The 25,208-nt window shown below is 72.1% G+C and carries 20 protein-coding genes and 2 tRNA genes; 12 read left to right on the forward strand and 10 right to left on the reverse strand.

Features of this window, described 5'->3' with window-relative positions; genetic code table 11:
- Positions 1–6: 6 nt before the first annotated feature.
- The 3 genes from ESZ52_RS04575 to ESZ52_RS04585 all read left to right on the forward strand — a co-directional run bounded on the left by ESZ52_RS04575 (position 7) and on the right by ESZ52_RS04585 (position 3,111).
- On the forward strand, positions 7–1,305 hold the full coding sequence (locus tag ESZ52_RS04575; RefSeq protein ID WP_272948398.1) for an MFS transporter: 1,299 nt from the start codon (positions 7–9) through the stop codon (positions 1,303–1,305).
- Positions 1,306–1,332: 27 nt separating this feature from the next.
- Positions 1,333–2,646, forward strand: a complete 1,314-nt coding sequence (locus ESZ52_RS04580) for a hemolysin family protein (protein WP_131103889.1) — start codon at positions 1,333–1,335, stop codon at positions 2,644–2,646.
- Between the two features lie 132 nt (positions 2,647–2,778).
- Entirely contained in the window at positions 2,779–3,111 is a 333-nt protein-coding gene (locus ESZ52_RS04585) for an antibiotic biosynthesis monooxygenase family protein (protein WP_131103890.1), read from the forward strand.
- 48 nt (positions 3,112–3,159) lie between these two features.
- On the opposite strand, the gene ESZ52_RS04590 is transcribed toward ESZ52_RS04585, so the two are convergent.
- The 4 genes from ESZ52_RS04590 to ESZ52_RS04605 all read right to left on the reverse strand — a co-directional run bounded on the left by ESZ52_RS04590 (position 3,160) and on the right by ESZ52_RS04605 (position 8,378).
- Positions 3,160–4,881: a glycoside hydrolase family 13 protein gene (locus ESZ52_RS04590; protein WP_238154473.1), complete on the reverse strand. Its 1,722-nt coding sequence runs from the start codon at positions 4,879–4,881 to the stop codon at positions 3,160–3,162.
- A 102-nt stretch (positions 4,882–4,983) separates the two neighbouring features.
- Complete coding sequence (locus ESZ52_RS04595) at positions 4,984–5,388, reverse strand: globin (RefSeq protein WP_131103891.1); 405 nt, start codon at positions 5,386–5,388, stop codon at positions 4,984–4,986.
- A complete protein-coding gene (locus ESZ52_RS04600; protein WP_131103892.1) occupies positions 5,385–7,436 on the reverse strand; it encodes a hypothetical protein in 2,052 nt (683 codons plus the stop codon). The genes ESZ52_RS04595 and ESZ52_RS04600 overlap by 4 nt, the downstream gene beginning before the upstream one ends.
- 33 nt (positions 7,437–7,469) lie before the next feature.
- On the reverse strand, positions 7,470–8,378 hold the full coding sequence (locus tag ESZ52_RS04605) for a mechanosensitive ion channel family protein (protein WP_131103893.1): 909 nt from the start codon (positions 8,376–8,378) through the stop codon (positions 7,470–7,472).
- A 153-nt stretch (positions 8,379–8,531) separates the two neighbouring features.
- Between ESZ52_RS04605 and malQ the strand changes: the two genes are divergently transcribed.
- Positions 8,532–10,661: a 4-alpha-glucanotransferase gene (gene malQ / locus ESZ52_RS04610; protein WP_131103894.1), complete on the forward strand. Its 2,130-nt coding sequence runs from the start codon at positions 8,532–8,534 to the stop codon at positions 10,659–10,661.
- 73 nt (positions 10,662–10,734) lie between these two features.
- Here malQ and ESZ52_RS04615 read toward each other — a convergent pair whose 3' ends face one another.
- Complete coding sequence (locus ESZ52_RS04615) at positions 10,735–11,808, reverse strand: type IV toxin-antitoxin system AbiEi family antitoxin domain-containing protein (RefSeq protein WP_131103895.1); 1,074 nt, start codon at positions 11,806–11,808, stop codon at positions 10,735–10,737.
- A gap of 208 nt (positions 11,809–12,016) precedes the next feature.
- Positions 12,017–14,596, reverse strand: coding sequence for an aminopeptidase N (pepN, locus tag ESZ52_RS04620; RefSeq protein WP_131103896.1), 2,580 nt, complete (start codon positions 14,594–14,596; stop codon positions 12,017–12,019).
- 108 nt (positions 14,597–14,704) lie between these two features.
- On the opposite strand from pepN, the gene ESZ52_RS04625 reads away from it, so the two are divergent.
- From ESZ52_RS04625 to mgtE, 3 genes are read left to right on the forward strand one after another with little or no spacing between them, the layout of a single operon-like run.
- Positions 14,705–15,346 carry a mycothiol-dependent nitroreductase Rv2466c family protein gene (locus tag ESZ52_RS04625; protein ID WP_131103897.1) on the forward strand — a complete coding sequence of 214 codons (642 nt, stop codon included), beginning with the start codon at positions 14,705–14,707 and terminating at the stop codon, positions 15,344–15,346.
- 12 nt (positions 15,347–15,358) lie between these two features.
- Positions 15,359–15,826 carry a ribose-5-phosphate isomerase gene (locus tag ESZ52_RS04630; protein ID WP_131103898.1) on the forward strand — a complete coding sequence of 156 codons (468 nt, stop codon included), beginning with the start codon at positions 15,359–15,361 and terminating at the stop codon, positions 15,824–15,826.
- Positions 15,827–15,864: 38 nt separating this feature from the next.
- Positions 15,865–17,232, forward strand: a complete 1,368-nt coding sequence (mgtE, locus tag ESZ52_RS04635; RefSeq protein WP_131103899.1) for a magnesium transporter — start codon at positions 15,865–15,867, stop codon at positions 17,230–17,232.
- Between the two features lie 81 nt (positions 17,233–17,313).
- On the opposite strand, the gene ESZ52_RS04640 is transcribed toward mgtE, so the two are convergent.
- Positions 17,314–17,955 (reverse strand): SIMPL domain-containing protein, encoded by a 642-nt coding sequence (locus ESZ52_RS04640; RefSeq protein ID WP_131103900.1) that lies wholly within the window; start codon positions 17,953–17,955, stop codon positions 17,314–17,316.
- 87 nt (positions 17,956–18,042) lie between these two features.
- Positions 18,043–18,116 (reverse strand) — tRNA-Gly (locus ESZ52_RS04645).
- Positions 18,117–18,231: 115 nt separating this feature from the next.
- On the opposite strand from ESZ52_RS04645, the gene ESZ52_RS04650 reads away from it, so the two are divergent.
- Positions 18,232–18,305: transfer RNA gene (locus tag ESZ52_RS04650), tRNA-Pro, on the forward strand.
- 85 nt (positions 18,306–18,390) lie between these two features.
- Positions 18,391–19,812, forward strand: coding sequence for a trigger factor (tig, locus tag ESZ52_RS04655; RefSeq protein ID WP_181009935.1), 1,422 nt, complete (start codon positions 18,391–18,393; stop codon positions 19,810–19,812).
- Between the two features lie 134 nt (positions 19,813–19,946).
- Here tig and ESZ52_RS04660 read toward each other — a convergent pair whose 3' ends face one another.
- Positions 19,947–21,032 (reverse strand): baeRF11 domain-containing protein, encoded by a 1,086-nt coding sequence (locus ESZ52_RS04660; RefSeq protein WP_202865409.1) that lies wholly within the window; start codon positions 21,030–21,032, stop codon positions 19,947–19,949.
- A gap of 115 nt (positions 21,033–21,147) precedes the next feature.
- On the reverse strand, positions 21,148–22,080 hold the full coding sequence (locus tag ESZ52_RS04665; protein WP_131103902.1) for a DMT family transporter: 933 nt from the start codon (positions 22,078–22,080) through the stop codon (positions 21,148–21,150).
- A gap of 288 nt (positions 22,081–22,368) precedes the next feature.
- Here ESZ52_RS04665 and ESZ52_RS04670 point away from each other — a divergent pair, with 288 nt between their 5' ends.
- The 3 genes from ESZ52_RS04670 to clpX all read left to right on the forward strand — a co-directional run bounded on the left by ESZ52_RS04670 (position 22,369) and on the right by clpX (position 25,206).
- Positions 22,369–23,001, forward strand: a complete 633-nt coding sequence (locus ESZ52_RS04670) for a ClpP family protease (RefSeq protein WP_131103903.1) — start codon at positions 22,369–22,371, stop codon at positions 22,999–23,001.
- A 70-nt stretch (positions 23,002–23,071) separates the two neighbouring features.
- Positions 23,072–23,728, forward strand: coding sequence for an ATP-dependent Clp protease proteolytic subunit (locus ESZ52_RS04675; protein WP_181009946.1), 657 nt, complete (start codon positions 23,072–23,074; stop codon positions 23,726–23,728).
- 206 nt (positions 23,729–23,934) lie between these two features.
- Positions 23,935–25,206, forward strand: coding sequence for an ATP-dependent Clp protease ATP-binding subunit ClpX (gene clpX, locus ESZ52_RS04680; protein WP_131103905.1), 1,272 nt, complete (start codon positions 23,935–23,937; stop codon positions 25,204–25,206).
- Positions 25,207–25,208: the final 2 nt, after the last annotated feature.

The raw sequence follows: 25,208 nt of genomic DNA on the forward strand, positions 1-25,208 counted from the left end.
GTCACCGTGTCGTCTACGTCCGTCGCGCCGCCGAGGCGCAGCCTCTTTCGCCACCGTGACTTCCGGCTGCTGTGGATGGGGGACACCGTGTCGGTGTTCGGCATGCAGTTCGTCGGGCTGGCGCTGCCGCTGCTGGCGGTGCAGCTGCTGCACGCCGACGAGTTCGAGATGGGGCTCCTGGCGATGCTCGAGTCGCTCGCCTTCCTGCTCATCAGCCTGCCGGCCGGGGCCTGGGTCGACCGCTGGCGCAAGAAGCGGATCATCGTGGCCGGCGACCTGCTGCGGGCCGTCCTGCTGCTCACCATCCCGGCGGCCTGGCTGCTCGGCGCGTTGACCATGACCCAGCTGTTCGTGGTCGTCTTCGCGGTCGGCTGCATCACCGTCTTCTTCGACGTCGCGAACCAGTCCTACCTGCCCCAGATCGTCGAGCCCGAGCAGATCGGGGAGGGCAACGGCAAGCTCCAGGCGAGCCAGCAGACCGCGATGGTCGCCGGACCGGCCGCCGCCGGTGCCCTCGTCCGGCTGGTCGGCTCGCCGCTGACCGTCGCCGTCACCGCGGTCTGCATGGCGCTGTCGTCGCTCTTCGTCAGCCGGATCCGCCACCAGGAGCAGGCACCCGACCCCGAGCTGCGGCGCCCGATGCGGCTGGAGGTCAAGGAGGGGATGGCGTTCGTCCTGGGCCAGCCGTTGCTGCGGCGGATCGTGGCCTGCACCGGCCTGACCAACCTCGCGTCCGCCGCCGTGATGGCCCTCTTCGTCCTGTATGCCGTCCGCACCCTCGACCTGGCGGAGACCACGCTCGGCCTGGTGCTGTCGGCCGCCGCCGTCGGGGGCCTCCTCGGAGCCGTGACGTCAGACCGGTTCGCCCGGCTGGTCGGGGAGGGGCGCTCGATCCCCGTCTCGGCGCTGCTGGGCGGGGTGGCCGTGCTGTCGGTGCCCGCGGCCGCGACGCTGCCCGCCGTGCCCACCCTCCTGATCGGTCAGTTCGTCCTGTCCTGGGCGGTCGTGGTCTACAACATCGCCCAGGTGAGCTTCCGGCAGCGGCTCTGCCCCAGGCCGCTGCTGGGGCGGATGAACGCCTCGATCCGGTTCCTGGTCTGGGGACCGATGCCGGTCGGGGCTTTCCTGGGCGGGCTGCTGGGCCGCGAGGTCGGCGTGGCCCCCACCCTGTGGGTCTTCGCCGCACTCAGCGTGGCCGCCGCGCTGCCGGTGGTGGCCAGCCCGCTGATCTCCATGCGGCAGCTGCCCCGGGAGCTGGACGCACTGGCCGGGCCGTCCGGAGCGGAGCCACGCCGCGAGAGCTGAGGGAGCCCACCCCCTACCCTGACCGGCATGGACACCACCCTGCTGGCGAACATCGCCCTGGTGCTGCTCTTCATCCTGGTCGGCGGCGTCTTCGCCGCGACCGAGCTCGCCATCGTCTCGCTGCGGCCCAGCCAGGTCGACGAGATCGAGCGCTCGGGCAGGAGGGGCGCCCGCACGGCGCGGCTGGTGCGCGACCCGAACGTCTTCCTCTCCGCGGTCCAGGTCGGGGTGACCGTCGCCGGCTTCTTCTCCTCCGCCTTCGGCGCGGCCACGATCGCGCCCTACCTCTCCCGCTGGCTCGTGCGCCAGGGGATGGTCGCGGACGTCGCGGACCCGGTGTCCCTCGTCGTGCTGACCCTGCTGATCGCCTACTGCTCGCTGGTCCTCGGCGAGCTGGTCCCGAAGCGGCTGGCGATGCAACGGGCGACGGGGTTCACCAAGGTCCTGGCCCCGCCGCTGGACCTCTTCGCCCGCGTGCTGCGGCCCGTCATCCGGCTGCTGTCCGCCTCGACCAACCTGGTGGTGCGGCTGCTCGGGGGCGACCCTGACGCGCGGGGGGAGGAGATGTCCTTGGAGGAGCTGCGCCGGGTCGTGGAGGACAACCGTGACCTGCGGCCCTACAGCCGCCAGATCCTCACCGACGTCTTCCGGGCCAGCGAGCGGACCCTCGGCGACGTGCTGCGGCCGCGGCCGGACGTCGACTTCCTGCGGGCCGACGACAGCGTCGCCGACGTCGACTCCTTCCTGCGCAGCACCAGCCGCAACCGCTACCCGGTGCTGGGGCAGAACGTCGACGACGTGCTCGGGTACGCCCACATCCGGGACCTGCTCGGCGTGGCCGACAGCCGGCGCGCCGACACGCACGTGCGCGAGCTGGTGCGCGAGATCGCCGCGCTCCCGGTGGTGCTCGGGGTGCTCCCTGCGCTGCGCGTGCTGCGCGAGCACAAGCAGCACATCGCGCTGGTCGTGGACGAGCACGGCGGGACCGAGGGCATCGTCACCATCGAGGACCTGGTCGAGGAGTTGGTGGGCGAGATCTACGACGAGTTCGACACCACGCTCGACCCCGAGGACTTCGACGTCACCGACGACGGCAGCGCCGAGGTCTCCGGCAGCCTGATCGTCGAGGAGCTCGAGGACGCCCTGCAGGTCAGCCTGCCGCGCGGTCCCTACGAGACGGTCGCCGGGCTCATCCTCGACCAGCTCGACCGGGTGGCCGAGGTCGGTGACCGGGTCGAGGTGCCAGGGGTGCGCCTGCGGGTGACGCAGATGGACGGCCTGCGCATCACCCGGGTCGCGGCCACCCGAACGCAGCCGCTGACCGACCCACCGACCGGGTAGGCGGTCGTCGCGTGAGGCGGTCCTGCGCTCTCGGTCCTGCGGATGTCGTGTGATGGCACCAGATTCGCAGGACCGGAAGCGCAGGACACCCCCGGCGGTCGACGACGGGACGGCGCCCCCGAGCATGGGGACATGAGCATCATCAAGATCAATGCGATCACCGTGCCCGCCGACAGCGGCGACGAGCTGGCCCACCGGTTCGCCGCCCGCGCCGGAGCCGTCGACGGCCAGCCCGGTTTCGAGGGGTTCGAGCTGCTGCGCCCCACTGACGGACGCGACGTCTGGCTGGTCCTCACCCGCTGGGCCGACGAGGAGTCGTTCGAGGCGTGGCGGTCCTCGGGCAGCTTCGCCCACGGCCACGGCCACGGCGGGCCGGCCGCGGACGAGGCGGGTGCGGCGCCGCGTCCGGTCGCCGTGTCGGCCGAGCTGTGGTCCTACGAGGTCGCGGGCGGCTCGGCCGGCTGAGCCGGGCGAGCCCACCCAGCGCGGCTGAGCCGTCCTGGGGACGGGCGCTCAGGCCAGCCAGACGGTGGTGTCCTGGTGGATCGCACCGCCGTGCAGCAGGCCCGAGCAGGCCAGGACCTCCATCGCCTCCGGCAGCGGCACCGGGTCGATCCCGAGGTTGGCCACCACGGTCACGTCGGCCCCGTCGGGACGGGTGTTGCGGAACGCGAGCACCTCCGGCCCCAGGGGAGCTCCGGCGACCTCGGTCAGCCACTCCAGGGCACCGACGCCCAGGTCATGGTGCCGGCGCAGCGCCAGCAGCTCCCGGTAGAGCTCCAAGGTCGACCCCGGGACCCCCTGCTGACGGTCGACGGCATGCATCCCGTAGAGCAGGGGCTGCGGCAGCCACGGCTCGGACTCCTGCCCGGCACTGAAGCCGAAGCTCGGCTGGGCCGCGTCCCACGGCAGCGGGACCCGGGCGCCGTCCCGGCCGGTCTCGGCGTCCGCCGTACCGCGGGTGCGGTGAAAGGACGGGTCCTGCCGCACCGCGTCGGGTAACCCCGTGTGCTCCGGGAGGCCGAGCTCCTCGCCGTTGTAGAGGTAGGCGGAGCCGGGCAGCGCCAGCATCATCGTCGTGGCGGCCCGCGCCCGGCGCAGGCCGAGTGGTGCGTTCGGCTGCGGGTCCTGCGGGCCGATGCCGGTGGGCCGGCGCGAGCCGATCGGCAGGCCCAGCCGCGAGGCGTGCCGCACCACGTCGTGGTTGGACAGGACCCAGGTCGTGGGCGCACCCACGGCGTCCGCGGCGGCCAGGGAGATGTCGACCACGCGGCGCAGGTCCGTGGTGCGCCAGGTGCCCTCCAGGAAGTGGAAGTTAAAGGCCTGGTGCATCTCGTCGGCGCGGACGTAGCGCATCGTCCGCTCCTGCGTGGGCAGCCACGCCTCGGCGACGAGGATGCGGTCCAGCTGCGGGTCCGCGGTCGGGTTGTACTCCTCGAGCACCCGCCGCCATCCGCGGTAGATCTCGTGCACCCCGTCCTGGTCCCACATCGGCCCCAGGTTGTGCTCGGCGTCCCCCTCGCTGCCGGCCATGACCGCTCGCTCGTGCCAGTCCGGCATACCCTCGTCCTTGACCAGGCCGTGGGCGACGTCGACCCGGAAGCCGTCCACGCCGCGGTCCAGCCAGAAGCGCAGGATGTCGTGGAACTCGGCGACGACCTCGGGGTGGCGCCAGTTGAGGTCGGGCTGGGCGTCGTCGAACAGGTGCAGGTACCACTGTCCCGGGCTGCCGTCCGCCTCGGTCACGCGCGTCCACGCGCTGCCGCCGAAGACCGAGCGCCAGTTGTTCGGCGGCTCGCCCCCGTCACGGCCGGTGCCGTCGCGGAAGAGGTAACGCGCACGCTCCGGCGAACCCGGACCGGCCGCCAGGGCCTGCTGGAACCAGATGTGCTCGTCGCTGGTGTGGTTGGGCACCAGGTCGACGATGACCCGGATCCCCAGCGCGTGCGCGCGCTCCAGCAGGGCGTCCGCGTCGGCGAGGGTGCCGAAGATCGGGTCCACCTGGCGGTAGTCGGCCACGTCATACCCGGCATCGGCCATGGGGGAGACGTAGAACGGGCTGACCCAGATCGCGTCCACGCCGAGGTCGGCCAGGTACGGCAGCCGGGCGGTGATCCCCGGCAGGTCACCGATCCCGTCGCCGTTGCTGTCGGCGAAGCTGCGCGGGTAGACCTGGTAGATGACGGCGTGGCGCCACCAGGCGGCGTCGTGGGACTGGGGAGAGTCTGAGGTCACGACCGTCGAGGGTATGCGGTGCGGGCGGCGCGGGCGAACCGTGTCGCCGGAGGCGAGCAAACCGTGTCGCCGGTGGCGGGCAAACCGTGTCGCCGGTCGGGCTCAGGCCTCGGGGTCGTCCAGGGTGTTGACCATCGCCTGGGCGGCGTGGGCCATGTAGTCGCGCATGACCTGCTCGTCCATCGGACCGAGCCGGTCGCAGATCGTGTCGATCGCGGCGTTCATGTGCCGCAGCCAGCGGTCGCGCTGGGTCGGCGTCACCCGGTAGGGCGCGTGCCGCATCCGCAGCCGCGGGTGGCCCCGGGTCTCCTGGTAGGTGGTCGGGCCGCCCCAGTACTGCTCCAGGAAGAGCAGGAGCCGGTCCTGCGCCGGGCCGAGGTCCTCCTCGGGGTAGAGGTCGCGCAGCGGCGGGTCCTGCGCGACGCCCCGGTAGAAGGCGGCGACCAGGTCGACGAACGTCTCGTGGCCGCCGACCCGGTCGTAGAAGGTCTGCTGGGTGGTGGTCATCGAGCACCATTGTCCCAGACCGGTTCCAGGGCCAGCACCGTCGCGGTCGGGTGGCCCGGCACGGCTGGGAGCCAGACCCGGGGGGTGCGCTGGGCCTCGCCCACGGTGCCCGCGTCCGTCGCCGGCACGGTCAGGTCCTGCTGCACCCGCCAGGGGTCCAGCCGTCGGGGGCCCCAGCTGCCGACGTCCGGGGCACCGGGGGCGAGGGGGAGGGGCTGCACGACGACGCGCCCGTCCTGGAGGTGCTGGACCAGCCCCCAGCCCTCGTCCCGGTCGGGCGCGGACCCCACGGGGGCGGCCCCGGTGAAGGCGACCAGCTCGGCCCCTCCCGGGAGTTCCGGCCCGCCCTCGAGCCGCAGATCGTGGCCCAGCCCGTCCTGGGGGACGCTCCAGGCCCCCACGAGGCGGTGGTCCCCGGTGTGGTCGGGGAAGTCGGCCGCAGCGCGCAGGTCGAGCGGGATGGCCTCCTCGGCGGCCGGCCGCGGCTGCCCCGGCTCCGCCCGCGTGGCCAGCACCTGGACGTCCTGCTCCATACCCTGGGTGAACACCTCGACGGTGACCGTCCTGCGCTGCCCGTCCGGAGGCCGCAGCCGCTCGGGCAGCGGGAACGTCCGGGACGTGCCCGGGAGGTAGACGACCCACCGGCCGTCGCGCAGGTCGAGCTGCTGACCACGCCAGCCGGGGTCCTCCGCCGCCAGGTCCCCGTCGTCGGTCACCGGCAGCCCGTCGACGAAGACGCTCACGCTACCCGCCCGACCCGCCCACACCTGCAGCTCGCTCCCGGCCGAGACGACCAGCGACTCCGCGAGGCGGGTCCGCCCCTCCCAGTCCCGGGGCACCAGCACCTCCTCGACGGCCGCCGCACCGGCCGGGACCTCCGGGGGCTCGGCCCCGCCCGCCTGACCGGGCAGGGGCAGGGTGCCGCTCAGCGCACCCTCGCGGTAGAGGGCCAGCGTCGCCCCGCCGGCGCGAGGCAGGTCACCGAGCAGCTCCACCTGGCCAGGACCGCTGACCGGTACGGCGGTGACCTGGTGCACCGGCGGCCCTTCGGTGCGCCCGGCGCACGGCAGGTCGACGCTCCCCGTGTCGGTGGTCAGCCGGGCCGAGGGCTGCTCGATGTGGGGGTCGGACGGTGGCAGGTCGCACCAGAGGACGGCGTAGGCGGCCGGCCCCCCGGGCAGGACGTGCCCGGCGTCCCAGGTCAGCTCGCGCACGGGAACGGCGTAGGGCAGGTCGACCACGCTCTGGCGCTGCAGGCCCATCGCCACGACCGGGGGCTCGCCGTCCTCGCCCAGGTGCCAGCCGTAGGGGGTGAGGTCCGGAACCTGACCGTCGGCATGGGCGTCGGCATGGTCGTCGGCGTTGGGCGGGGTGTCGGCCCTGGCGTCGGGCTGGGCGTCGGGCTGGGTGAGCAGCGACCAGAGCAGGATCGCGACCCCGGCCGCGGCCACGACCAGCAGCCGCGCGCCCCGTCGACGCGGCCGCTGCGGGCTGCCCGCAGCGGGGGTGCTGGCCTGACCCAGCGCGGCCGGCACCTCGGTTGCGGTCAGATGGTGCCGCTCGGCGACCGCGTCGAGCGCTCGCTCCAGACCCGGCACGCCGGGCAGGAGCGCCTCCGCTCGACGGGGGGTCAGGCCCACCGCGGCGGCGGTCGCACCAACGTCCCAGCCGTGGGCGACGCGCAGGACCGTGACGGCACGGGCGCGGGGCGGCAGCCCGCGCAGGACGTCGTAGGCGTCCGCGTCCCGGTCCCGAACGGCTGCCGTGAGGACGTCCTCCTGGCCAGGGCCGTCCGGTCGGCCGGCCGTGCGCAGAAAGACGCGCACGAGGTCGGCGCGGAGGGAGGTGAGAGGGTCCAGCAGGTCGGGCGGGTCGGGCGGCGGAGTGGCCGTGGCGCGCCGGCGCTGGTTGAACTGTCGGGACTGCCGGGGCTGCCTGGGTTGGCGCAGCACCTGCCCCACCAGGTCGAGAGCGAGGTCGGCATCGGCGGTGAGCATGACGGCGGTGCGGTGCAGCGCACCGAGGTCGGGGCTGACGCCGCCGGTCATGGGGCCATCCTCCCGCCCCCGGAAGGTCGCGCGCTAGATCTGGGTGTCCCCGAAGCGGAAGGCGGGGCCGCGGACGCCGGCGGCGTCGAAGGCCGCCTTGGCCCGTTCCCGGATGACGCGGGGGATGGCGAACTGCTCGCCGGGGCGGCACTTGGCGAAGATCCGGATCGTCATGGTGCCCCCGGTGACGGATTCGACGCCGGCGACGGTGGGGCGCTCCAGCAGCTTCTCGGCCAGCTCGGGGTTCTCGTACACATCGCTGACGACGTCCTGGAGGAGGTCGATGACCCGTTGCGGGGACTCGTCGTAGGCGACCGAGATGTCGATGCTGGCCTGCGCCCAGCCCTGGCTGCGGTTGCCGATCCGCACGATCTCCCCGTTGCGGATGAACCACACGACACCCGTGGCGTCGCGCAGCCGGGTGACGCGCAGGGTGACCTCCTCGACGGTGCCGATGGCCTCACCGGTGTCGATGACGTCCCCGACGCCGTACTGGTCCTCGATGATCATCATGATCCCGGCCAGGAAGTCCTTGACCAGCGACTGAGCCCCGAACCCCAGGGCGACGCCGCCGATGCCGGCGGAGGTGAGCAACGGGCCGAGCGGCAGACCGAGCTCGGCCATCACGGTGAGGATCGTCAGGGTGACGATGAGGAAGGTCCCGATGCTGTGCAGCAAGGAGCCCATGGTCAGGGCCCGCTGGCGGCGCCGCTCGTCCCCGACGTGGGCCGACTGGTCGGTGGCCGTGCGCTCGTGCTCGTCGGCGCGGGCGACCGCCTTGGCGACCACGGTCCTGATCCCGCGGTTGACCAACCAGCGCAGGAGGAACGCCCCCACGATGATGAGCACGATCCGGAGCGGGGCTCCGAGCAACCAGGCCCGGGTGGACTCCCACGTGTCGAAGGGCAGGTCCACGTCGAGGGCGAGGATGGGCAGCGGCATACCTCCATTGTCCGGGACGTGGGATGGGGACAGGGGAGGGGACGGGCACGAACAGACAGCGGACAGGCAGCGAGGCTGCGCGACCGGCGTTCCGGGTGAAACCTGAGAGACTGGACGCCGTCGTCCTCCCACCCCTCGAGAGGTTGGTCACCCGTGACCGAGCTGCACCCCCGACTGTCCCAGCTGGCCGCCGCGTACGGCGTGGCCACGGAGTTCTCGGACTGGCAGGGCCGCCATACCCCGGCGACGGCCGAGAGCGTGCTGGCCGTGCTCGGTGCGCTGGGCGTGGACGCCGACGGCGAGGAGGCCGTGGAGCGGGCGCTCGCGGACGTGGAGAGCACGCCGTGGACGCGGGTGCTGCCGCCGGTGATGGTGGCGACCGAGCGCGACCGGGTGGTCGTCCCGGTCCGGGTCGGGCGGGGGAGCGGCTTCGACGCCGAGCTGGTGCTGGAGGACGGGACCAGGCAGCCGCTGGAGGTGACGCCGGGGGAGCGGGAGGCCAGGGAGCTGGGGGACCGGACCGTGGAGCAGACCGACCTGCAGCTGCCGGCCGGGCTGCCGCTGGGCTGGCACACGGTCGAGGTGCGTACCGGCGCCGACACGCGGCAGATGCCGCTGGTGGTCACCCCGTCCCGCATCCAGCTGCCCGAAAATCTGCAGGCGCCGGAGGCGCAGAGCTGGGGGCTGATGACCCAGCTGTACGCGATGCGGTCCTCGGCGTCCTGGGGCACCGGGGACCTGGCCGACCTCGCCGACGTCGGCGCGTGGGCCGCCGGGCTGGGTGCCGACTTCGTGCTGGTCAACCCGCTGCACGCGGCCGAGCCGGTCGGGGAGATGGAGCCCTCGCCCTACCTGCCGACGAGCCGCCGCTTCGTCAACCCGATCTACCTGCGGGTCGAGGACGTGCCCGAGGTCGCCTATCTGTCCGCTGCCGAGCGGCAGCTCGTCGAGTGGCACTCCGACGACGCCAAGCGCTACCTCGACCTGGACATGCTGGAGCGCGACGCGGTCTGGCGTGCGAAGGAGTCGGCGCTGCGGCTGATCTTCCGGCAGCGGCGTTCTCTGCGCCGCACCCGCTCCTTCCAGGCCTACGTCGAGCGGGAGGGGCGCGGCCTCGTCGATTTCGCGACCTGGTGCGCCATCGCCCAGGAGCACGGCGCCGCATGGCGCAGCTGGCCCGCCGAGCTGCAGGACCCGACCGGCCCCGCCGTCGAGGCGTACCGGGAGCAGCACGCCGAGGAGGTGGAGTTCCACTGCTGGCTGCAGTGGAACCTGGACGAGCAGCTCGCGCAGGTCCAGCGGGACCTCCTCGACACCGGGATGTCCCTGGGCGTGATCTCCGACCTGGCCGTCGGTGTCCACCCGGAGGGCGCGGACGCGTGGGGCTTGGGCGACGCGCTGGCCCGCGGGGTCACCGTGGGGGCGCCGGCCGACCAGTACAACCAGCAGGGGCAGGACTGGAGCCAGCCGCCGTGGCGGCCGGACAAGCTGGCCGAGCTGGGCTACGCGCCATACCGGGACATGGTGCGCGCAGCCCTGCGGGACAGCGGGGGCCTGCGGGTCGACCACGTCATCGGGCTGTTCCGGCTGTGGTGGATCCCGGAGGGCATGAAGCCCTACCAGGGCACCTACGTGCGCTACGACCACGAGGCGATGATCGGCATCCTGCTGCTGGAGGCGCACCGGGCCGGGGCCGTCGTCATCGGCGAGGACCTGGGCACGGTCGAGCCCTGGGTGCGGGACTACCTCGCCGACCGCGGCGTGCTGGGCACCTCGATCCTGTGGTTCGAGCGCGACTGGGACGGTGGCGGGGCGTTGCTGCCGCCGAACAGCTACCGCGAGCTGTGCCTGGCCACGGTGACCACCCACGACCTGCCGCCGACCGCGGGCTACCTGCAGGGGGTGCACGTCGACCTTCGGCACAGCCTCGGGTTGCTGGAGCGCTCGCTGGAGGAGGAGACCGCCGAGGAGGAACGCTCCCGCGACGAGGTCCTGGCTGACCTGCGCCGGCGGGGGCTGCTGCGTGAGGGTGCGCCGGTGGCCGAGCAGGTGGAGGCGCTGCACGCCTTCCTGACCCAGACCCCGGCCAAGCTCGTCGGCGTCAGCGTCAGCGACCTCGTCGGCGACACGCGGGTGATCAACCAGCCGGGGACCGACGAGGAGTACCCGAACTGGCGTATCCCGCTCGCCGGTCCCGACGGCAAGCCGGTGCTGCTGGAGGAGCTCTACACCTGGCCCTCTGCCCGCAGCCTGGCGCGCACCGTCGACCGCAACCCTGAGTGACAGAGCACGTCGAACGGCCCGACAGGACACGTGGAAGGGTCCGACAGGACACGTGCGCGGGTAGACCCGCGAGTCAGGCGGCACGGCGTCGACGGCGGCGAACCTTGAGGGTCTCCATGTTGACGCTCGGCGTGTCGAGAGCGAAGGGGATCCTGCGCCGGTGCTGCTCCCACTCGGCTCGGGCCATGGTCACGTCGGGGCCATCGCGCATGGCGGCCCAGACCCGTCCGGCGACCAGGTCCGCCTGGCGAAGGATCTCGTCCGGGGTCCATCTGACCCCGCGGAGGCCGAGGCTCTCCAGCCGAGCGTGCCGTATCCTCTCCTCCTCGAGCTTGCGCCGGACGGTCTCCTCCACGGACTCGTCGGGCCGGCCGTCGAGGAAGTACTTCCCGCTCCCGTCCGCCTCGAGGAAGACGCCCTTCTCGCAGAGCAACCCGTCCGGTCGACCCACGAACTGTCCGCCCAGGTCGGTGATGGTCGGCTGAGCCAGCGGCAGGGGGACGCCCAGCTCGTGCAGCCGCACGAACGAGAAGGACTCGAGCCAGGTCTCCCGCCGAGGATCGCTCAGCGTCACTGCGGCCATGGCCCTCGGTCGACCTCGCCACCGCCGCTGGCCGTCCAGCACCGCCAGCACCTCATCAAGTGTCAGCAGGCCCTGGCGCCGCGCCGCGTCGAGCAGCGCGGTCCCGTGCGGCAGTCCGCGGGTGCGCAGGGTGTCGGCGACCGTCCGCGCCAAGGTCGTGACCGGCATACCGTGGACCTCCGCCACCGGGACGTCGTTCTCGTCGCAGTGGTGGAGTATAACGTCGCCCTCCCGACGCGATCGTGGCTCGCGCTGCAGGCAGGTCAGCTCGACGGGCGAGTCGGGCGAGATCATCAGCTCGAGTCCGTGGATGACTGCTGCGGAGGAGTGGCTGGGCACGTGACCAGGGAACCTGCGCAGCGCTACCCTCAGCCGGTCCAGGTGGCGGTGCACGGTGACGTCCCACGGTGTGCCCTCGAGAGGGGATGGCCGCGCCCGGTACTGACCGTGAGCGACCCGGTCGACCTCGCCTCTCTGCAGCAGGTCCAGGAGCTGCGCCCGGGTCAGCCCGACAGCGCGCGCCTGGGACGGGGAGAACGGGACGGGTAGTCGGGAGAGGTCCATGCCCGCACCCTGCCGAGGGCCGCACGACCGGTCCAGGCCCAGGATCCGGCGGTGTGGACAACTCGCTGGTCCCCTCAGGGATGTGGACGGGTGTCCTGCCGAGCCCTTTGGCGTGTCCTGTCGAGCCCTTTGGCGTGCTCTGTCGAGCCCTTCGACGTGTCCTGTGGGGCTCTTTGGGGTGTCCTGTCGGGCTCTGTGGCGTGTCCGCTCAGGCGGTGGCGTCGGTGGCCTGGGCCTGGAGGGCGCGGGCGACGGTGTCGCGGTTCTCGGCCACGGTGCGACGCAGGGAGTTGGAGGCCTCCGGGTGGGTGTCGAGCCACGCCTGGCTGGCCTCGAGCAGCTCCGGGGAGGCCACCGCGAGGGGGTAGAACCCGACGGCGAGCGACTCGGCGATGTGGTGGGTGCGCTCATCCCAGACCCGGGCAACCACGTCGTGGTAGCGGGCGACGTAGGGCTCCAGCAGCAAGGTGTCGTGCACGCGGCCGAAGCCGAGGGCCATCGCGGCCAGCAGCGAGTTGGAGAGCCCGTCGGTCTCGACCGCCTCGACCCAGACCTTCTCCTTGGCCTCGGGGGTCGGCACCGCGGCCCTGGCCCGGGCCGCCTTCTCGTGCCCGGTGGCGGTGTTGTCCCGCTGGCGCTCCGCGACGACCTCTGCCTCGTCGGCGGCGCCGGCGGTGACCAGCGCCGTGAGCAGGGTCCAGCGCATGTCCTGGTCGACATCCAGTCCGGGCCAGGAGCGGGAGCCGTCCAGGAGCCCCCGTACCTCGGCGACATCCTCCGCGGACTGGACGAACGAGGCCCATGCCGTCACCAGCTGCAGCTGGGCGTCCGAGCCCTGGTCCGCGGTCTGGGCCGTCGTGCGCAGGCCGGCGGTCAGCTCGGCCACGACCGCGTCCCGGTGCGCGGGGGCGGTGTAGGTCAGTGCGGCCGCCGTCACCTGCTGGACCAGGACCCGCAGCAGCGTCGAGTCCTGCTCGCCGGGCAGCGCGCCCAGCACCAGCCGGACGTAGGCGCTGGCCGGCATCTCGCCGTCCCGCGTCATGTCCCAGGCGGCGCCGAGGACCAGCGCCCGCGGCAGCGATGACTCGAAGGCCCGGATGTGCTGCAGCGCGGAGCCCAGCGACCGCTCGTCCAGACGGATCTTGGCGTAGGCGAGGTCGTCGTCGTTGACCAGCAGCAGGTCGGGCATCGGCTCACCGACGAGCTCGGGGACCTCGGTCCGCTCACCGGCGACGTCCAGCTCGACCCGCCGCACCCGGCGCAGCACCCCGTCCTGCAGGGAGTAGGCGCCGACCGCCAGCCGGTGCGGGCGCAGCGTCGGGTGCTCCTCGGGCGCGGTCTGCACGATCTCCAGGGCCGCGATCCGACCGTCCTCACCGACGGTGACCTGCGGCGTCAGCGTGTTCACCCCGGCCGTCTCCAGCCAGGCCTTCGACCAGTCGCGCAGCTCGCGGCCGCTCGTCTGCTCCAGCTCGACCAGGAGGTCGTCCAGGGTGGTGTTGCCCCACGCATGCTTGCGGAAGTAGGCCCGCAGCCCGTCCCGGAACGGCTCGCGCCCCACATACGCCACCAGCTGCTTGAGCACCGAGGCGCCCTTGGCGTAGGTGATGCCGTCGAAGTTCACCTCGACCGCGGCGAGGTCGACCATGTCCGCCGCCACCGGGTGGGTGGAGGAGAGCTGGTCCTGCTTGTAGGCCCAGGCCTTCTCGGCCGTGCCGAAGGTGGTCCAGGCGTCGGTCCACTGGGTCGCCTCCGCCTGGCAGGCGGTCGAGCTCCACTCGGCGAACGACTCGTTGAGCCACAGGTCGTCCCACCAGCGCATCGTCACCAGGTTGCCGAACCACATGTGCGCCAGCTCGTGCAGGATCGTCAGCGCCCGGCGCTCGACGATCGCCTCGGTGACCTTGGAGCGGAAGACGTAGCTCTCCACGATGGTCACGCACCCCGCGTTCTCCATCGCCCCCATGTTGTACTCCGGCGTGAAGATCTGGTCGTACTTGGTGAACGGGTAGGGCTGGTCGAACTCCTCCTCGAAGAAGGCGAAGCCCCGCTTGGTGACGTCCAGGATGTTGTCGGCGTCGAGGTGCTCGCGCAGGCTGCGGCGGCAGAAGACGCCCAGCGGCACCTCGCCCGCACGGGTGCTCACGCTGTCGCGGACGACGTCGTAGGGACCGGCGACCAGGGCCGTGATGTAGGAGGAGATGCGGGGCGTCGCCGGAAAGACCCAGGTGGCGATCTGGTCGGCGGCGACACCGTCGGCGTTGCACGCGTCGGGGGCGTGCTGCGGCTCCGGGGTCGGCTCGTTGGAGATCACCTGCCAGTGCGCCGGCGCGGTCACCGTGAAGGTGAAGGTCGCCTTGAGGTCGGGCTGCTCGAAGACCGCGAACACCCGGCGGCTGTCGGGCACCTCGAACTGGGTGTAGAGGTAGACCTCCCCGTCCGCGGGGTCGACGAACCGGTGCAGCCCCTCGCCGGTGTTCATGTAGGCGCCGGTCGCCTCGACGACGAGCTCGTTGTCGGCCGCGAGGCCGTCCAGCGTGACCCGCCCGTCGGCATACACCTGCGCGGGGTCCAGTTCCGTGCCGTTGAGCAGGACCCGCTCCACCGAGCGTCCGACGAAGTCGACCCAGGTCGACGCGCCCGGCTCCGCGCAGGTGAAGCGCACGGTGCTGGTCGTGGCGAAGGTGTCGGGCCCGCAGGTCAGGTCCAGCACGACGTCGTAGGAACGGGTGTCGACCAGGGCGCTGCGCTGCGCCGCCTCGTCGCGGGTCAGGTTGGTGCCGGGCATGATGCGGGCTCTCCTCGAGGGTCACGGACGGTCCCGTCGAGGCAGGCGTCCGAGGTATCGGGTGGGGCAGGTCACGACGCCCGCTCCGGCGAGTGACACGATGGTGCCATGACACAGACCACCGCACCTAGCCGTGAGCGCGCCGAGATGTTCTTCGACCCCGTCTGCCCCTGGGCCTGGATGACCTCTCGCTGGCTGATGGAGGTCGAGCAGGTCCGCGACATCGACGTGACCTGGTCGGTGATGAGCCTGTCGGTGCTCAACGAGGGCCGCCATCTCGACGAGGGCTACCTCGCCATGCTGAACCGCTCCTGGACCCCCGTGCGCGCCATCATCGCCGCCACCCAGGACCTGCCCGAGGACGAGGCCAACGTCCTGCGCAAGAAGATGTACGACGCCTTCGGCCAGCGCATCCACCTCGACGGCCGGGGCACGGAGCACCTGGACCAGGTCCTCGCCGAGGTCGTGGAGGAGCTGGGCCTGGACCCGGCGATCAACGACGTGGCCGCCACGACCGACGTCGACGAGCAGCTGCGGGCCAGCCACCAGCGCGCCATGGACCTCGTCGGTGACGACGTCGGCACCCCGGTCATCTCGGTCAACGACGTCGCCTTCTTCGGGCCGGTCGTCACCCCAGCCCCCAAGGGCGAGGCCGCCGGCCAGCTCTGGGACGGCTGCGTCCTCGTGGCCGCGACGCCGGGCTTCTTCGAGCTCAAGCGCACCCGCACCACGCACCCCGACTTCTCCTGAGAGGACCCACCGATGCGCGTCCACCTCGGCGGTGACCACGCCGCCTACGAGCTGCAACGTGACCTGGTCACCTGGCTGGCCGAGCAGGGTCATGACGTGGTGGACCACGGACCGGTCGACTACGACGCCCAGGACGACTACCCCGTCTTCGTGCTGCGTGCCGCACAGGCCGTCGCCGACGACCCCGGCTCTCTCGGTGTGGTCCTGGGCGGCTCGGGCAACGGCGAGCAGATGGCCGCGAACAAGGTGGCCGGGATCCGCGCGGCACTGGCCTCCACCCCGCAGCTCGCCCAGCTCTCCCGGGAGCACAACGACGCCCGCGTGCTGTCCATCGGCGCACGGTTCGTCTCGGTCGAGGAGGGCCGGGAGATCGTCCGGGTCTTCCTGGAGACGCCGTTCTCCGGCGAGACGCGCCACCAGAGGCGCATCGACATGCTGACCGCCTACGAGACCGACGGCACTCTCCCGCCGATCCCGTGACAACGCCGTGACCTTCCCGTGACACGGGGGACCGCCCGGTGAGGCGCGCCGACCGCCGCCGGCAGGAGGCCGGGCTGGACCGGGCGGCGCGGGCCCTGCAGCGTGCCCGCTCGGGGGACCTCACCGGGCTGCGCGCGATCCTGCACGGTGCCGACCTGCCGGTCGTGGTGGACGAGCTGGAGCGGATGGCGCCGGCCCAGCGGACGACGGCCTTCCGTCTCCTGCCCCGGGCCAGCGGCGTGCGGGCCTTCCAGATGCTCGCTCCCGCCGTCCAGGCCGACCTGCTCGGCGAGCTGGGCTCTCGCGACGTGAGCAGGTTGATCGCCGACCTCGACCCTGACGACCGTGCGCGGACCCTGGACGGCCTGGACCCGGACCTGGCGCGCCGGCTGCTGGCGGGTCTGCCCGAGGACGAGCGCATCAAGACCCAGGAGGTCCTGGCCCACGAGCCGGAGACGGTCGGGCGCTGGGCCACGCCGGAGCTGGTCAGCGTGCCGGAGGACGCGACGGCGGGTGAGGCGCTGCGGGCGGTCCAGGAGGGGATCGGCGCGGCCGAGACGGTGTATGTCGTGCCGGTCGTCGACGCGGAGCACCGGGTGGTCGGGGTGGTCTCCCTGCGCCGGCTGCTCGCCACGGACCCGGAGGTGCCGCTGTCGGGCGTCATGCGGGAGCCGATCAGCGTCTACGCCAGCGACGACCAGGAGATCGGGGCCAACGTGGTCCGCGACCACGGCGCCCTCGCGGTGCCGGTCCTGGACGACCAGCACCGGCTGGTGGGGCTGTTCACCGTCGACGACGCCATGCGCGTGCTGCAGCTGGAGGAGGACGAGGACTCCGCCCGCACGGCCGGGACCAGCCGGCTGGCCAAGCCCTACCTGTCCACGTCCGTGGCCTCCCTGGTCCGCAGCCGGATCGCCTGGCTGCTCATCCTCATCGTCGCCGCCACCCTGACCGTCAACGTGCTCGACTACTTCGAGGCCAGCCTGGAGCAGGTCGTCGCCCTGGCGCTGTTCATCCCGCTGCTCATCGGCACCGGGGGCAACGTCGGTGCGCAGGCTGCGAGCACGATGATCCGGGCCGTCGCCGTGGACGACGTGCGCTTCGCCGACCTGCCGCGCGTGCTGACCAAGGAGCTCGCCACCGGGGTGGCCCTGGGCGCGGCGTTGGCCATCGTCGCCTACGTCCCCGCCTGGTTCTTCACCGACGGACAGGTGGCGCTGGTGATCTGTCTCTCGCTCGTCGTGGTGTGCGCCCTGGCCGCGACCGCCGGCGGGCTGATCCCGCTGCTGGCCAGGCGCGCGGGCGTGGACCCGGCGGTCGTCAGCGCGCCGTTCATCACCACCTTCGTGGACGCGACCGGCCTGGTCGTCTACTTCCTCATCGCCGGGGCGGTCCTGGGGCTCTGAGGTCTCGCTCGGCGCGAAGGACGAAGCCGGTGAGACAGGGCGGCCAGACGGGCGGCCGCATCGGGCGGCCGCATCGGGCGGTCACATCGGGCGGCCAGGACGAGGGCTACCCTCGGGACGCAGCGCCCAGCTGATCTCGACCACCACCTGCACCTCCTGGTCGGCCGGGTCCACGGCCGGGCCGCCCGAGGCCAGCGCCGTCCTGGCGTCACCAGCCTCCCAGGGTCCCGGTGAGCGGTCCCCGACCTCCCGCGCCCAGAGCATCGGCCCCAGGCCGCGGTCACACAGCTCGGCCAGCTGCTCGGCCCGGCCGCGGGCATCCTCGACCGCCCGTTGCCGCGCGAGCTGCTCCAGCGCGCCGGTCTCGCTCACCTCCGGGCGCAGCCCGTTGACGCCGAGCGCGGACCCGGTCGCCTGGGCCAGCCGGTGCACGAGCTCACCCGCCCGCGTCGGGTCCGGGGTCCGCACCTGCAGCGCCTGGTATGCGGTGTGCCCCACCTGGCGCCCCTGGTGGTCGTCGCGGGGATGCAGCCCGAGCCCGTGGGTCCGCAGGTCGTGGTCCGGCAGCGCTTCTCCCGCGGCGGCAGTGGCCTCGGTGAGCGCGTCCAGGGCCTCGGAGACGGTCGACCCGTGCCCCTCCAGCTGCAGGTCGAGCACGAGGGAGTCGGGGGCGGCGCCGGCCCGGCCGGTGCCGGTGACGACGACGGTGTCACGCGGGTCCATGGGCCGATCGTAGGCCGATCGCACGCCGTCTGCCGAGGCTTCTCCCGGGACTGCTGGAGCCGGCTCGCGGCGCTGCGTGGGGACTGCTGGAGCGGGTGACGGGAATCGAACCCGCGTAGCCAGTTTGGAAGACTGGGGCTCTACCATTGAGCTACACCCGCGTGGTGGCCTTGCCCCGCTGGTGTGGGATCCGATGGGGATCGGATGCGGGATCGGGCCGACCGAACGGATAGTCTAACCCTCTGTCCCCGGGTGCTCCGCGCACCGGGGCAGGCGCGGGGTATGGCGCAGCTTGGTAGCGCGTCCGCTTTGGGAGCGGAAGGCCGCCGGTTCGAATCCGGCTACCCCGACGACTTAGCATGGAGTCGACTGCCCGGTCGTGCACCCCCTTCAACAGGCACGGCATACCCCCGAAACCCCTCTGGAGCACCCGCAGTGAAGAGCGCTGTCGAAAACCTGACCCCGACCCGGGTCAAGCTGACCGTCGAGGTCCCCGCCACCGACCTCAAGCCCCGGCTGGACGCCGCCTACAAGAGCATCGGTGCCAACGTCCAGATCCCCGGTTTTCGCAAGGGTAAGGTCCCCGCGCGGATCATCGACCAGCGCTTCGGCCGCGGCGCCGTGGTGCAGGAGGCGATCAACGACGCCCTGCCGGAGTACTACACCCAGGCCGTGCAGGAGCACGAGCTGCGCCCGCTCGGACAGCCCGAGGTCAACCTGACCTCGCTGCCGATGGAGGACGGTCAAGACTTCGTCTTCGAGGCCGAGGTGGACATCGTCCCGGCCTTCGAGCTGCCCGACTTCTCCGACATCGAGGTCACCGTCGACGCGGTGCAGGCCAGCGAGGAGGACGTGCAGGCCCGCCTGGACAACCTGCGCGAGCGCTTCGGCACCCTGAAGACGATCAAGCGCAAGGCCAAGACCGGCGACCACGCCACGATCGACCTGTCCGCCAAGATCGGCGACGAGGAGATCGACTCGGTCACCGGCGTCTCCTACGTGATCGGCTCGGGCACGATGCTCGAGGGCCTGGACAAGGCGCTGCGCGGCACCAAGGCCGGAGACACCGTGGAGTTCGCCAGCCCGCTGGCCGGCGGCGACCGGGCCGGCGAGGAGGCCGAGGTCACCGTGACGGTGCAGACGGTCAAGGAGCGCGAGCTGCCCGAGCTGGACGACGACTTCGCCCAGCTGGCCAGCCAGTTCGACACCATGGAGGAGCTCGAGGCCGACCTGCGCAAGCAGGCCGAGCAGGGCGCGAAGTTCGAGCAGGGCATCTCCGCGCGGGACAAGGTCCTGGACGCGATGCTCGAGCGCGTGGACATCCCGGTCCCCGAGAGCCTGGTCGAGGCCGAGGTGCACCGGCACCTGGAGGACGAGAACCGCCTGGACGACGACGTGCACCGCGCCGAGGTCACCGAGTCCACCACCAAGGCGATGCGCACCCAGTTCCTCCTCGACGCGATCGTCGAGCGCGACGAGGTCCAGGTCGACCAGGGTGAGCTGATCGAGTACATCATGATGACCGCCCAGCAGTACGGGATGAACCCCCAGGAGTTCGCCCAGCAGATCGACCAGGGCGGCCAGGTGCAGTCCATGGTCGCCGAGGTCGGCCGCCGCAAGGCGCTGGCGTCCGTGCTGGAGGCCGCCAAGGTCGTCGACGGCGAGGGCAACGTCATCGACCTCAACGAGATCGACCCGGACGCCGAGGACGACGAGGACCTCGAGGAGCTTGACGACCTCGAGACGGTCGAGGACCTGGGCGAGGAGGCCGAGGTTGCGGCCGACGCCGAGTCCGGCGAGACCGAGGTCGACGCGGCCGGCTCCGAGCAGCACGCCGACGCCGACGCGAAGGCCTGATCCACCCGAGCGGCCGCTCGGCCGCTCCCCATACGAGACGTGCGGGTGCCTGCGCTGCAGGCACCCGCACGTTCGTCTCGGGTCACTGGTCCGGGTCTCCGACCTCCTGGGCGCCGTCGGCGCCGTTGTGGACGTCAGGGTGCGTAGCGCAGGATGCCCGCCGCCTGGGCTTGCCCGGGCAGGTCGTCCGTGCGGACGGCGAGCACGCGCGCACCGGTGCCGATCGCGCGGGCCGCGATCTCCTCGAGCACGTCCTGATCGCTCTCGCCGAGGGTCAGGGTGCCGTCCTCGGAGATCCTCCCCTCGACGTGGGCGTCCATGTCGACCAGCAGGGTCGCCACCGCGCCGATGGTGACCGCGCGGGCCAGGTCGGCGAGGTCGTTGGTGGCCCGGCCGTTGGCCTGACGGTCGCCGAAGGTCTCGTGCAGCCCGGCCAGCTCGGCGGCGTAGGTGCGGTCCAGGATCCCCCGGGCGGCGTCCGCCAGCTCGGCCTCGGAGAGCGTGTCCGGGTTGCCGTCGATGCCCTCCGGCGCCAGCTCGCCATACCCGGTGAGGTTGCGGAAGATGCTGGCGAGCGGCTCGGCCGCTGCCAGGATGAGCGGCAGCGAGTCGCCCCGCAGCACGGGCCGCAGCGTGCGGTCGACCTCGCGGGCGTACTGGGTCAGGCGCACCTTGATCCCCTCGTCGCCCTGGCGCCGGCCGCCGGGCGCGGACCGGGCCAGGTTGTCCACCCCGAGCCGGCTGGCAGCGTCGGCCGGCATCCCGGGCACGCGGACCTCCGTGGCCGGGCCGTCCGCGTTGACCCGGACCAGGCGCGCCCTGTTCTGCGAGAGGGCCAGGACGTAGGCGGCCTGGGGGAAGGTCACCGCACGCAGCAACGGCGTGATGGTGAACCGGTCACCGACCGTGGCCTCGGCCGACAGGAGGTTGGGCAGCCGGTAGGAGGTGGTCCGGGTGGGCGTGGCGAAGATCGCCAGGCTGCGGCCGAGCTCGCGGAAGAAGCCGGTGTCGTCGAGCAGGTCTCGCAGGTTCTCCTCGACCTGGGCGGCGGTCCGCTTGTCCGCGTGCTCCCGGACGGTCGCCAGCGCCTCGTCCACCAGGGCGCGGGCCTGCAGCCGGTCGTGCTCGGCGTCCGGCGGGGTGCTCGTGGGCAGGTAGATGCTGAGGCTCAACGGGTCGCGGGCGGCGGCGAGCCGCTCGATGTCGCTCCTGGTCGGCATGTCGATGTGCACGGTGTGCTGCCTTTCTCCCGAGGGTGATCGGTGCGGTCCTCCCACCATCTCAAGGCAGCGGGCGCGGCACCACCAGGGGTATGCGGCGGCACGGGTCCGACTGCTAGCGCGTCACCGGGGCGCGGGTGCGGGCGACGACGGCCGGTCGCGCGGACCGTTGCTCGTGCAGCGAGAGGCAGACCACGGTGACCAGCACGATGCCTACGCCCACCCACTGGCTGGCCTCGGGCCGGCTGCCGAAGGCGACCACGCCGATGAGCGCGGCCGTGAGCGGGAAGGCCAGCTCGGCCAGGGTGGCCCGGGAAGCCGGTGTGCGCCCCAGGGCAAGGTAGTAGAGGACGAGCGCCAGCAGCCCGGGCAGGAGCGCGAGCAGGATCACCTGGGGTGCGGCGGACCAGCTCAGGGCCAGGGGTGTCCGGGTGACGCCGGCGACCACCGCCAAGGTGGCCAGGCCGATGCTGAAGCGCAGCGCGGTGAGGTCCTTGAAGGAGAGCTCCGCGCTGGCGAGGCGGCCGAGGACGGTGCCCGCGCCCCACAGCGCGGCCGCGCCCACGGCCAGCAGCGCCGCCTGGGCCGAGGCCACGCTCACCGCGAGCGGGTCGGGGAAGGTCAGCAGCCACGCACCGACGAGGGCGGGAAGCAGGAAGGACAGGTAGCTGCGACGCAGGCGTTCACCGAGCAGGAGCGCCGCCAGGGCGAGGGCCAGCAGCGGCTGCAGCTTCTGCAGGACCTGCGGGGTGATGGGGTCGCCGACGGCGAAGGCGAGGGTGAACAGCACGGTCGCCAGCGCCGAGGACCCGGCGCCGATGACCAGGACCGCGCCCTGCGTACGGCGGGACGCCGCCAGCACGCGGCGCACGGCAGGGAGAAGCCAGGGCAGCACGAGCAGGGTCAGCACCAGGTGCTCCCAGAAGACGATCGCGAGCGAGGGGAACTGCGCAGTCAGCGGCCCGCGCCACAGCGCGGACAGCCCCCACAGGGAGGCAGCCAACGCCACCAGCCAGGTCCGGTCCCCTCGAGAGCCCACGTCAGTCACCGGGCCAGCGTGCCAGACCCCCTCCAGCGCCAGGCACGCACACCATCGATCCCGACCGGACACGGCGAAGGGCCCGACCGGACACGGCGAGGAGCCCGATCGGACACGGGGAGGGGCCAGCCTTTCGGCGCGCTCCGTCACCCCTTGCGCTCACGGCGAACACGCCCGCCCCGCGGGACTAGGGCGCAGGGGGTGGACGTTAGGGTCGACAACAGGTGTCCCGCCGCCGCCCCCGTCGCCCGGCGAGCCGGGACACGGCATACCTCGCACGAGAAGAGAAGAGGGAACATGACCGATCACGGCCCCGCCCGCACCTCCGCCACCACCCCCGTGGTGATGGCCGATCGCCCGATGGGCGGCCTGGACGACCAGATCTACAACCGTCTCCTCCGGGAGCGCATCATCTTCCTGGGCTCCGACGTCCGCGACGACAACGCCAACGCGATCTGCGCCCAGTTGCTCCTGCTCTCGGCTGAGGACCCGGACAAGGACATCTGGCTCTACATCAACTCCCCGGGTGGCTCGGTGACCGCCGGCATGGCGATCTTCGACACCATGAAGTGGATCCCCAACGACGTGGCGACCGTGGCGATGGGCCTGGCCGCGTCGATGGGCCAGTTCCTGCTCTCGGCCGGCACCAAGGGCAAGCGCTACGCCACCCCGCACGCCCGGGTGATGATGCACCAGCCCTCCGGCGGCATCGGCGGCACCGCCTCCGACATCAAGATCCAGGCCGAGCAGATGCTGCACATCAAGAAGCAGATGGCCGAGCTGATCGCCGAGCACACGGGCCAGAGCGTGGAGCAGATCGAGGCCGACTCTGACCGCGACCGCTGGTTCACCGCGGCCGAGGCCAAGGAGTACGGCTTCGTGGACCACGTCTACGAGACCTCCTCCTCGGCCTCCCAGGACCAGGCCTGACGGCGACCACAGACAAAGGACGAGAGCTGACATGACCCAGCCCCACAGCCCCTACGCCGGCGGCGCCTGGATGGGCGGCGCCCCCGCGGGCGGCCACCTGCAGGCGCCTGCCCCCAGCAGCCGCTACATCCTGCCGCAGTTCGAGGAGCGCACCTCCTACGGCACCAAGCGTCAGGACCCCTACACCAAGCTGTTCGAGGACCGCATCATCTTCCTCGGCGTCCAGGTGGACGACGCGTCGGCCGACGACGTCATCGCCCAGCTGATCGTCCTGGAGAGCCAGGACCCGGACCGCGACATCCTGATGTACATCAACAGCCCCGGTGGCAGCTTCACCGCGCTGACCGCGATCTACGACACCATGCAGTACATCAAGCCCGACGTGCAGACCTTCGTCATCGGGCAGGCCGCCTCCGCGGCCGCCGTGCTGCTGGCCGCCGGTGCCCCCGGCAAGCGGTTCTCCCTGCCCAACGCCCGCGTGCTGATCCACCAGCCCGCGCTCATGGGCGGCGAGTACGGGCAGGCCTCCGACATCGAGATCCAGGCCAACGAGGTGCTGCGCATGCGCGCCTGGCTGGAGGAGACCTGGGCCAAGCACTCCGGCCGACCGGTCGAGCAGGTCCGCAAGGACATCGAGCGCGACAAGATCCTCACCGCCGCCGAGGCCAAGGAGTACGGCCTCATCGACGAGGTGCTCGCCTCGCGCAAGGCCTCCCTCGACGACTGAGCCCACCCTGCAGCGCAACGCGCCCGGTCACCTGGGGTGACCGGGCGCGTTCTGTGTGTCGAGGTCGCACGCCTGCGGTATGGCGTGGAGGCGGGCTCCTGAGCGGGGCCGGGCGCGTTGCGCCCAGAGCGGACAGTCGGCAACACACCTCGGCCCTGAGCGCAAAAGCCTGTCGCCGTCCGGTCCGGCAAGGTAGCGTCGGGGGCATGGCACGAATGGGTGAGAGCAGCGACCTGCTGAAGTGCTCCTTCTGCGGGAAGAGCCAGAAGCAGGTCAAGAAGCTGATCGCCGGCCCTGGCGTGTACATCTGCGACGAGTGCATCGACCTGTGCAACGAGATCATCGAGGAGGAGCTGGCCGAGTCCAGCGACCTGGGGCTGGGCCAGCTGCCCAAGCCGCGGGAGATCTTCGACTTCCTGCAGCAGTACGTCGTCGGCCAGGACCCGGCCAAGCGTGCGCTCGCGGTCGCGGTCTACAACCACTACAAGCGGATCCAGGCGGGGGAGGGCGTCCGGGGGGACGACGCCGTGGAGATCGCCAAGTCCAACATCCTGCTGATCGGGCCCACCGGCTGCGGCAAGACCTACCTGGCCCAGACGCTGGCGCGGATGCTCAACGTGCCGTTCGCGATCGCCGACGCGACTGCCCTCACCGAGGCCGGCTATGTCGGTGAGGACGTCGAGAACATCCTGCTCAAGCTCATCCAGGCCGCGGACTTCGACGTCAAGAAGGCCGAGACCGGGATCATCTACATCGACGAGATCGACAAGATCGCCCGCAAGAGCGAGAACCCCTCGATCACCCGTGACGTCTCCGGCGAGGGCGTGCAGCAGGCGCTGCTGAAGATCCTGGAGGGCACCGTCGCCTCCGTCCCGCCGCAGGGTGGGCGCAAGCACCCCCACCAGGAGTTCATCCAGATCGACACCGGCAACGTGCTGTTCATCGTCGGCGGCGCCTTCGCCGGCATGGAGAAGATCATCGAGGCCCGCACCGGCAAGCAGGGCCTGGGCTTCGGGGCCGAGCTGAAGTCGGCTGCCGACGCCAACGAGCACTTCGCCGAGGTGCTGCCCGAGGACCTGATGAAGTTCGGTCTCATCCCCGAGTTCATCGGTCGCCTGCCGGTCATCACCACGGTCACCCCGCTCGACCGCGACGCGCTGGTCAACATCCTCACCGAGCCGCGCAACGCCCTGGTCAAGCAGTACCAGCGGATGTTCGAGATCGACGGCGTGGAGCTGGAGTTCGAGGACGACGCGCTCAACGCCATCGCCGACCAGGCGCTGCTCCGCGGCACCGGTGCGCGAGGCCTGCGCGCCATCCTCGAGGAGGTCCTGCTGCCGGTGATGTTCGACGTCCCCAGCGACGACGAGATCGCCAAGGTGGTCATCACCGGTGACGTGGTCGCCAAGAACGTCAACCCCACGATCGTGCGCCGCGAGGTGCCCCGCAAGCGCACCCAGCGCAAGGAGAGCGCCTGACG

Origin of the sequence: Ornithinimicrobium sufpigmenti, assembly GCF_004322775.1 — a bacterium.
GTDB classification, from domain to species: Bacteria; Actinomycetota; Actinomycetes; order Actinomycetales; family Dermatophilaceae; genus Ornithinicoccus; species Ornithinicoccus sufpigmenti.

Excerpts from the sequence above, each read along its gene's own strand:
- ESZ52_RS04580 (WP_131103889.1), top strand. The coding sequence starts at position 1,333 with ATGGACACCACCCTGCTGGCGAACATCGCCCTGGTGCTGCTCTTCATC.
- ESZ52_RS04585 (WP_131103890.1), top strand. The coding sequence starts at position 2,779 with ATGAGCATCATCAAGATCAATGCGATCACCGTGCCCGCCGACAGCGGC.
- ESZ52_RS04595 (WP_131103891.1), bottom strand. The coding sequence starts at position 5,388 with ATGACCACCACCCAGCAGACCTTCTACGACCGGGTCGGCGGCCACGAG.
- ESZ52_RS04600 (WP_131103892.1), bottom strand. The coding sequence starts at position 7,436 with ATGACCGGCGGCGTCAGCCCCGACCTCGGTGCGCTGCACCGCACCGCC.
- ESZ52_RS04605 (WP_131103893.1), bottom strand. The coding sequence starts at position 8,378 with ATGCCGCTGCCCATCCTCGCCCTCGACGTGGACCTGCCCTTCGACACG.
- ESZ52_RS04615 (WP_131103895.1), bottom strand. The coding sequence starts at position 11,808 with ATGGACCTCTCCCGACTACCCGTCCCGTTCTCCCCGTCCCAGGCGCGC.
- pepN (WP_131103896.1), bottom strand. The coding sequence starts at position 14,596 with ATGCCCGGCACCAACCTGACCCGCGACGAGGCGGCGCAGCGCAGCGCC.
- ESZ52_RS04625 (WP_131103897.1), top strand. The coding sequence starts at position 14,705 with ATGACACAGACCACCGCACCTAGCCGTGAGCGCGCCGAGATGTTCTTC.
- ESZ52_RS04630 (WP_131103898.1), top strand. The coding sequence starts at position 15,359 with ATGCGCGTCCACCTCGGCGGTGACCACGCCGCCTACGAGCTGCAACGT.
- ESZ52_RS04640 (WP_131103900.1), bottom strand. The coding sequence starts at position 17,955 with ATGGACCCGCGTGACACCGTCGTCGTCACCGGCACCGGCCGGGCCGGC.
- ESZ52_RS04660 (WP_202865409.1), bottom strand. The coding sequence starts at position 21,032 with ATGCCGACCAGGAGCGACATCGAGCGGCTCGCCGCCGCCCGCGACCCG.
- ESZ52_RS04670 (WP_131103903.1), top strand. The coding sequence starts at position 22,369 with ATGACCGATCACGGCCCCGCCCGCACCTCCGCCACCACCCCCGTGGTG.
- ESZ52_RS04675 (WP_181009946.1), top strand. The coding sequence starts at position 23,072 with ATGGGCGGCGCCCCCGCGGGCGGCCACCTGCAGGCGCCTGCCCCCAGC.
- clpX (WP_131103905.1), top strand. The coding sequence starts at position 23,935 with ATGGCACGAATGGGTGAGAGCAGCGACCTGCTGAAGTGCTCCTTCTGC.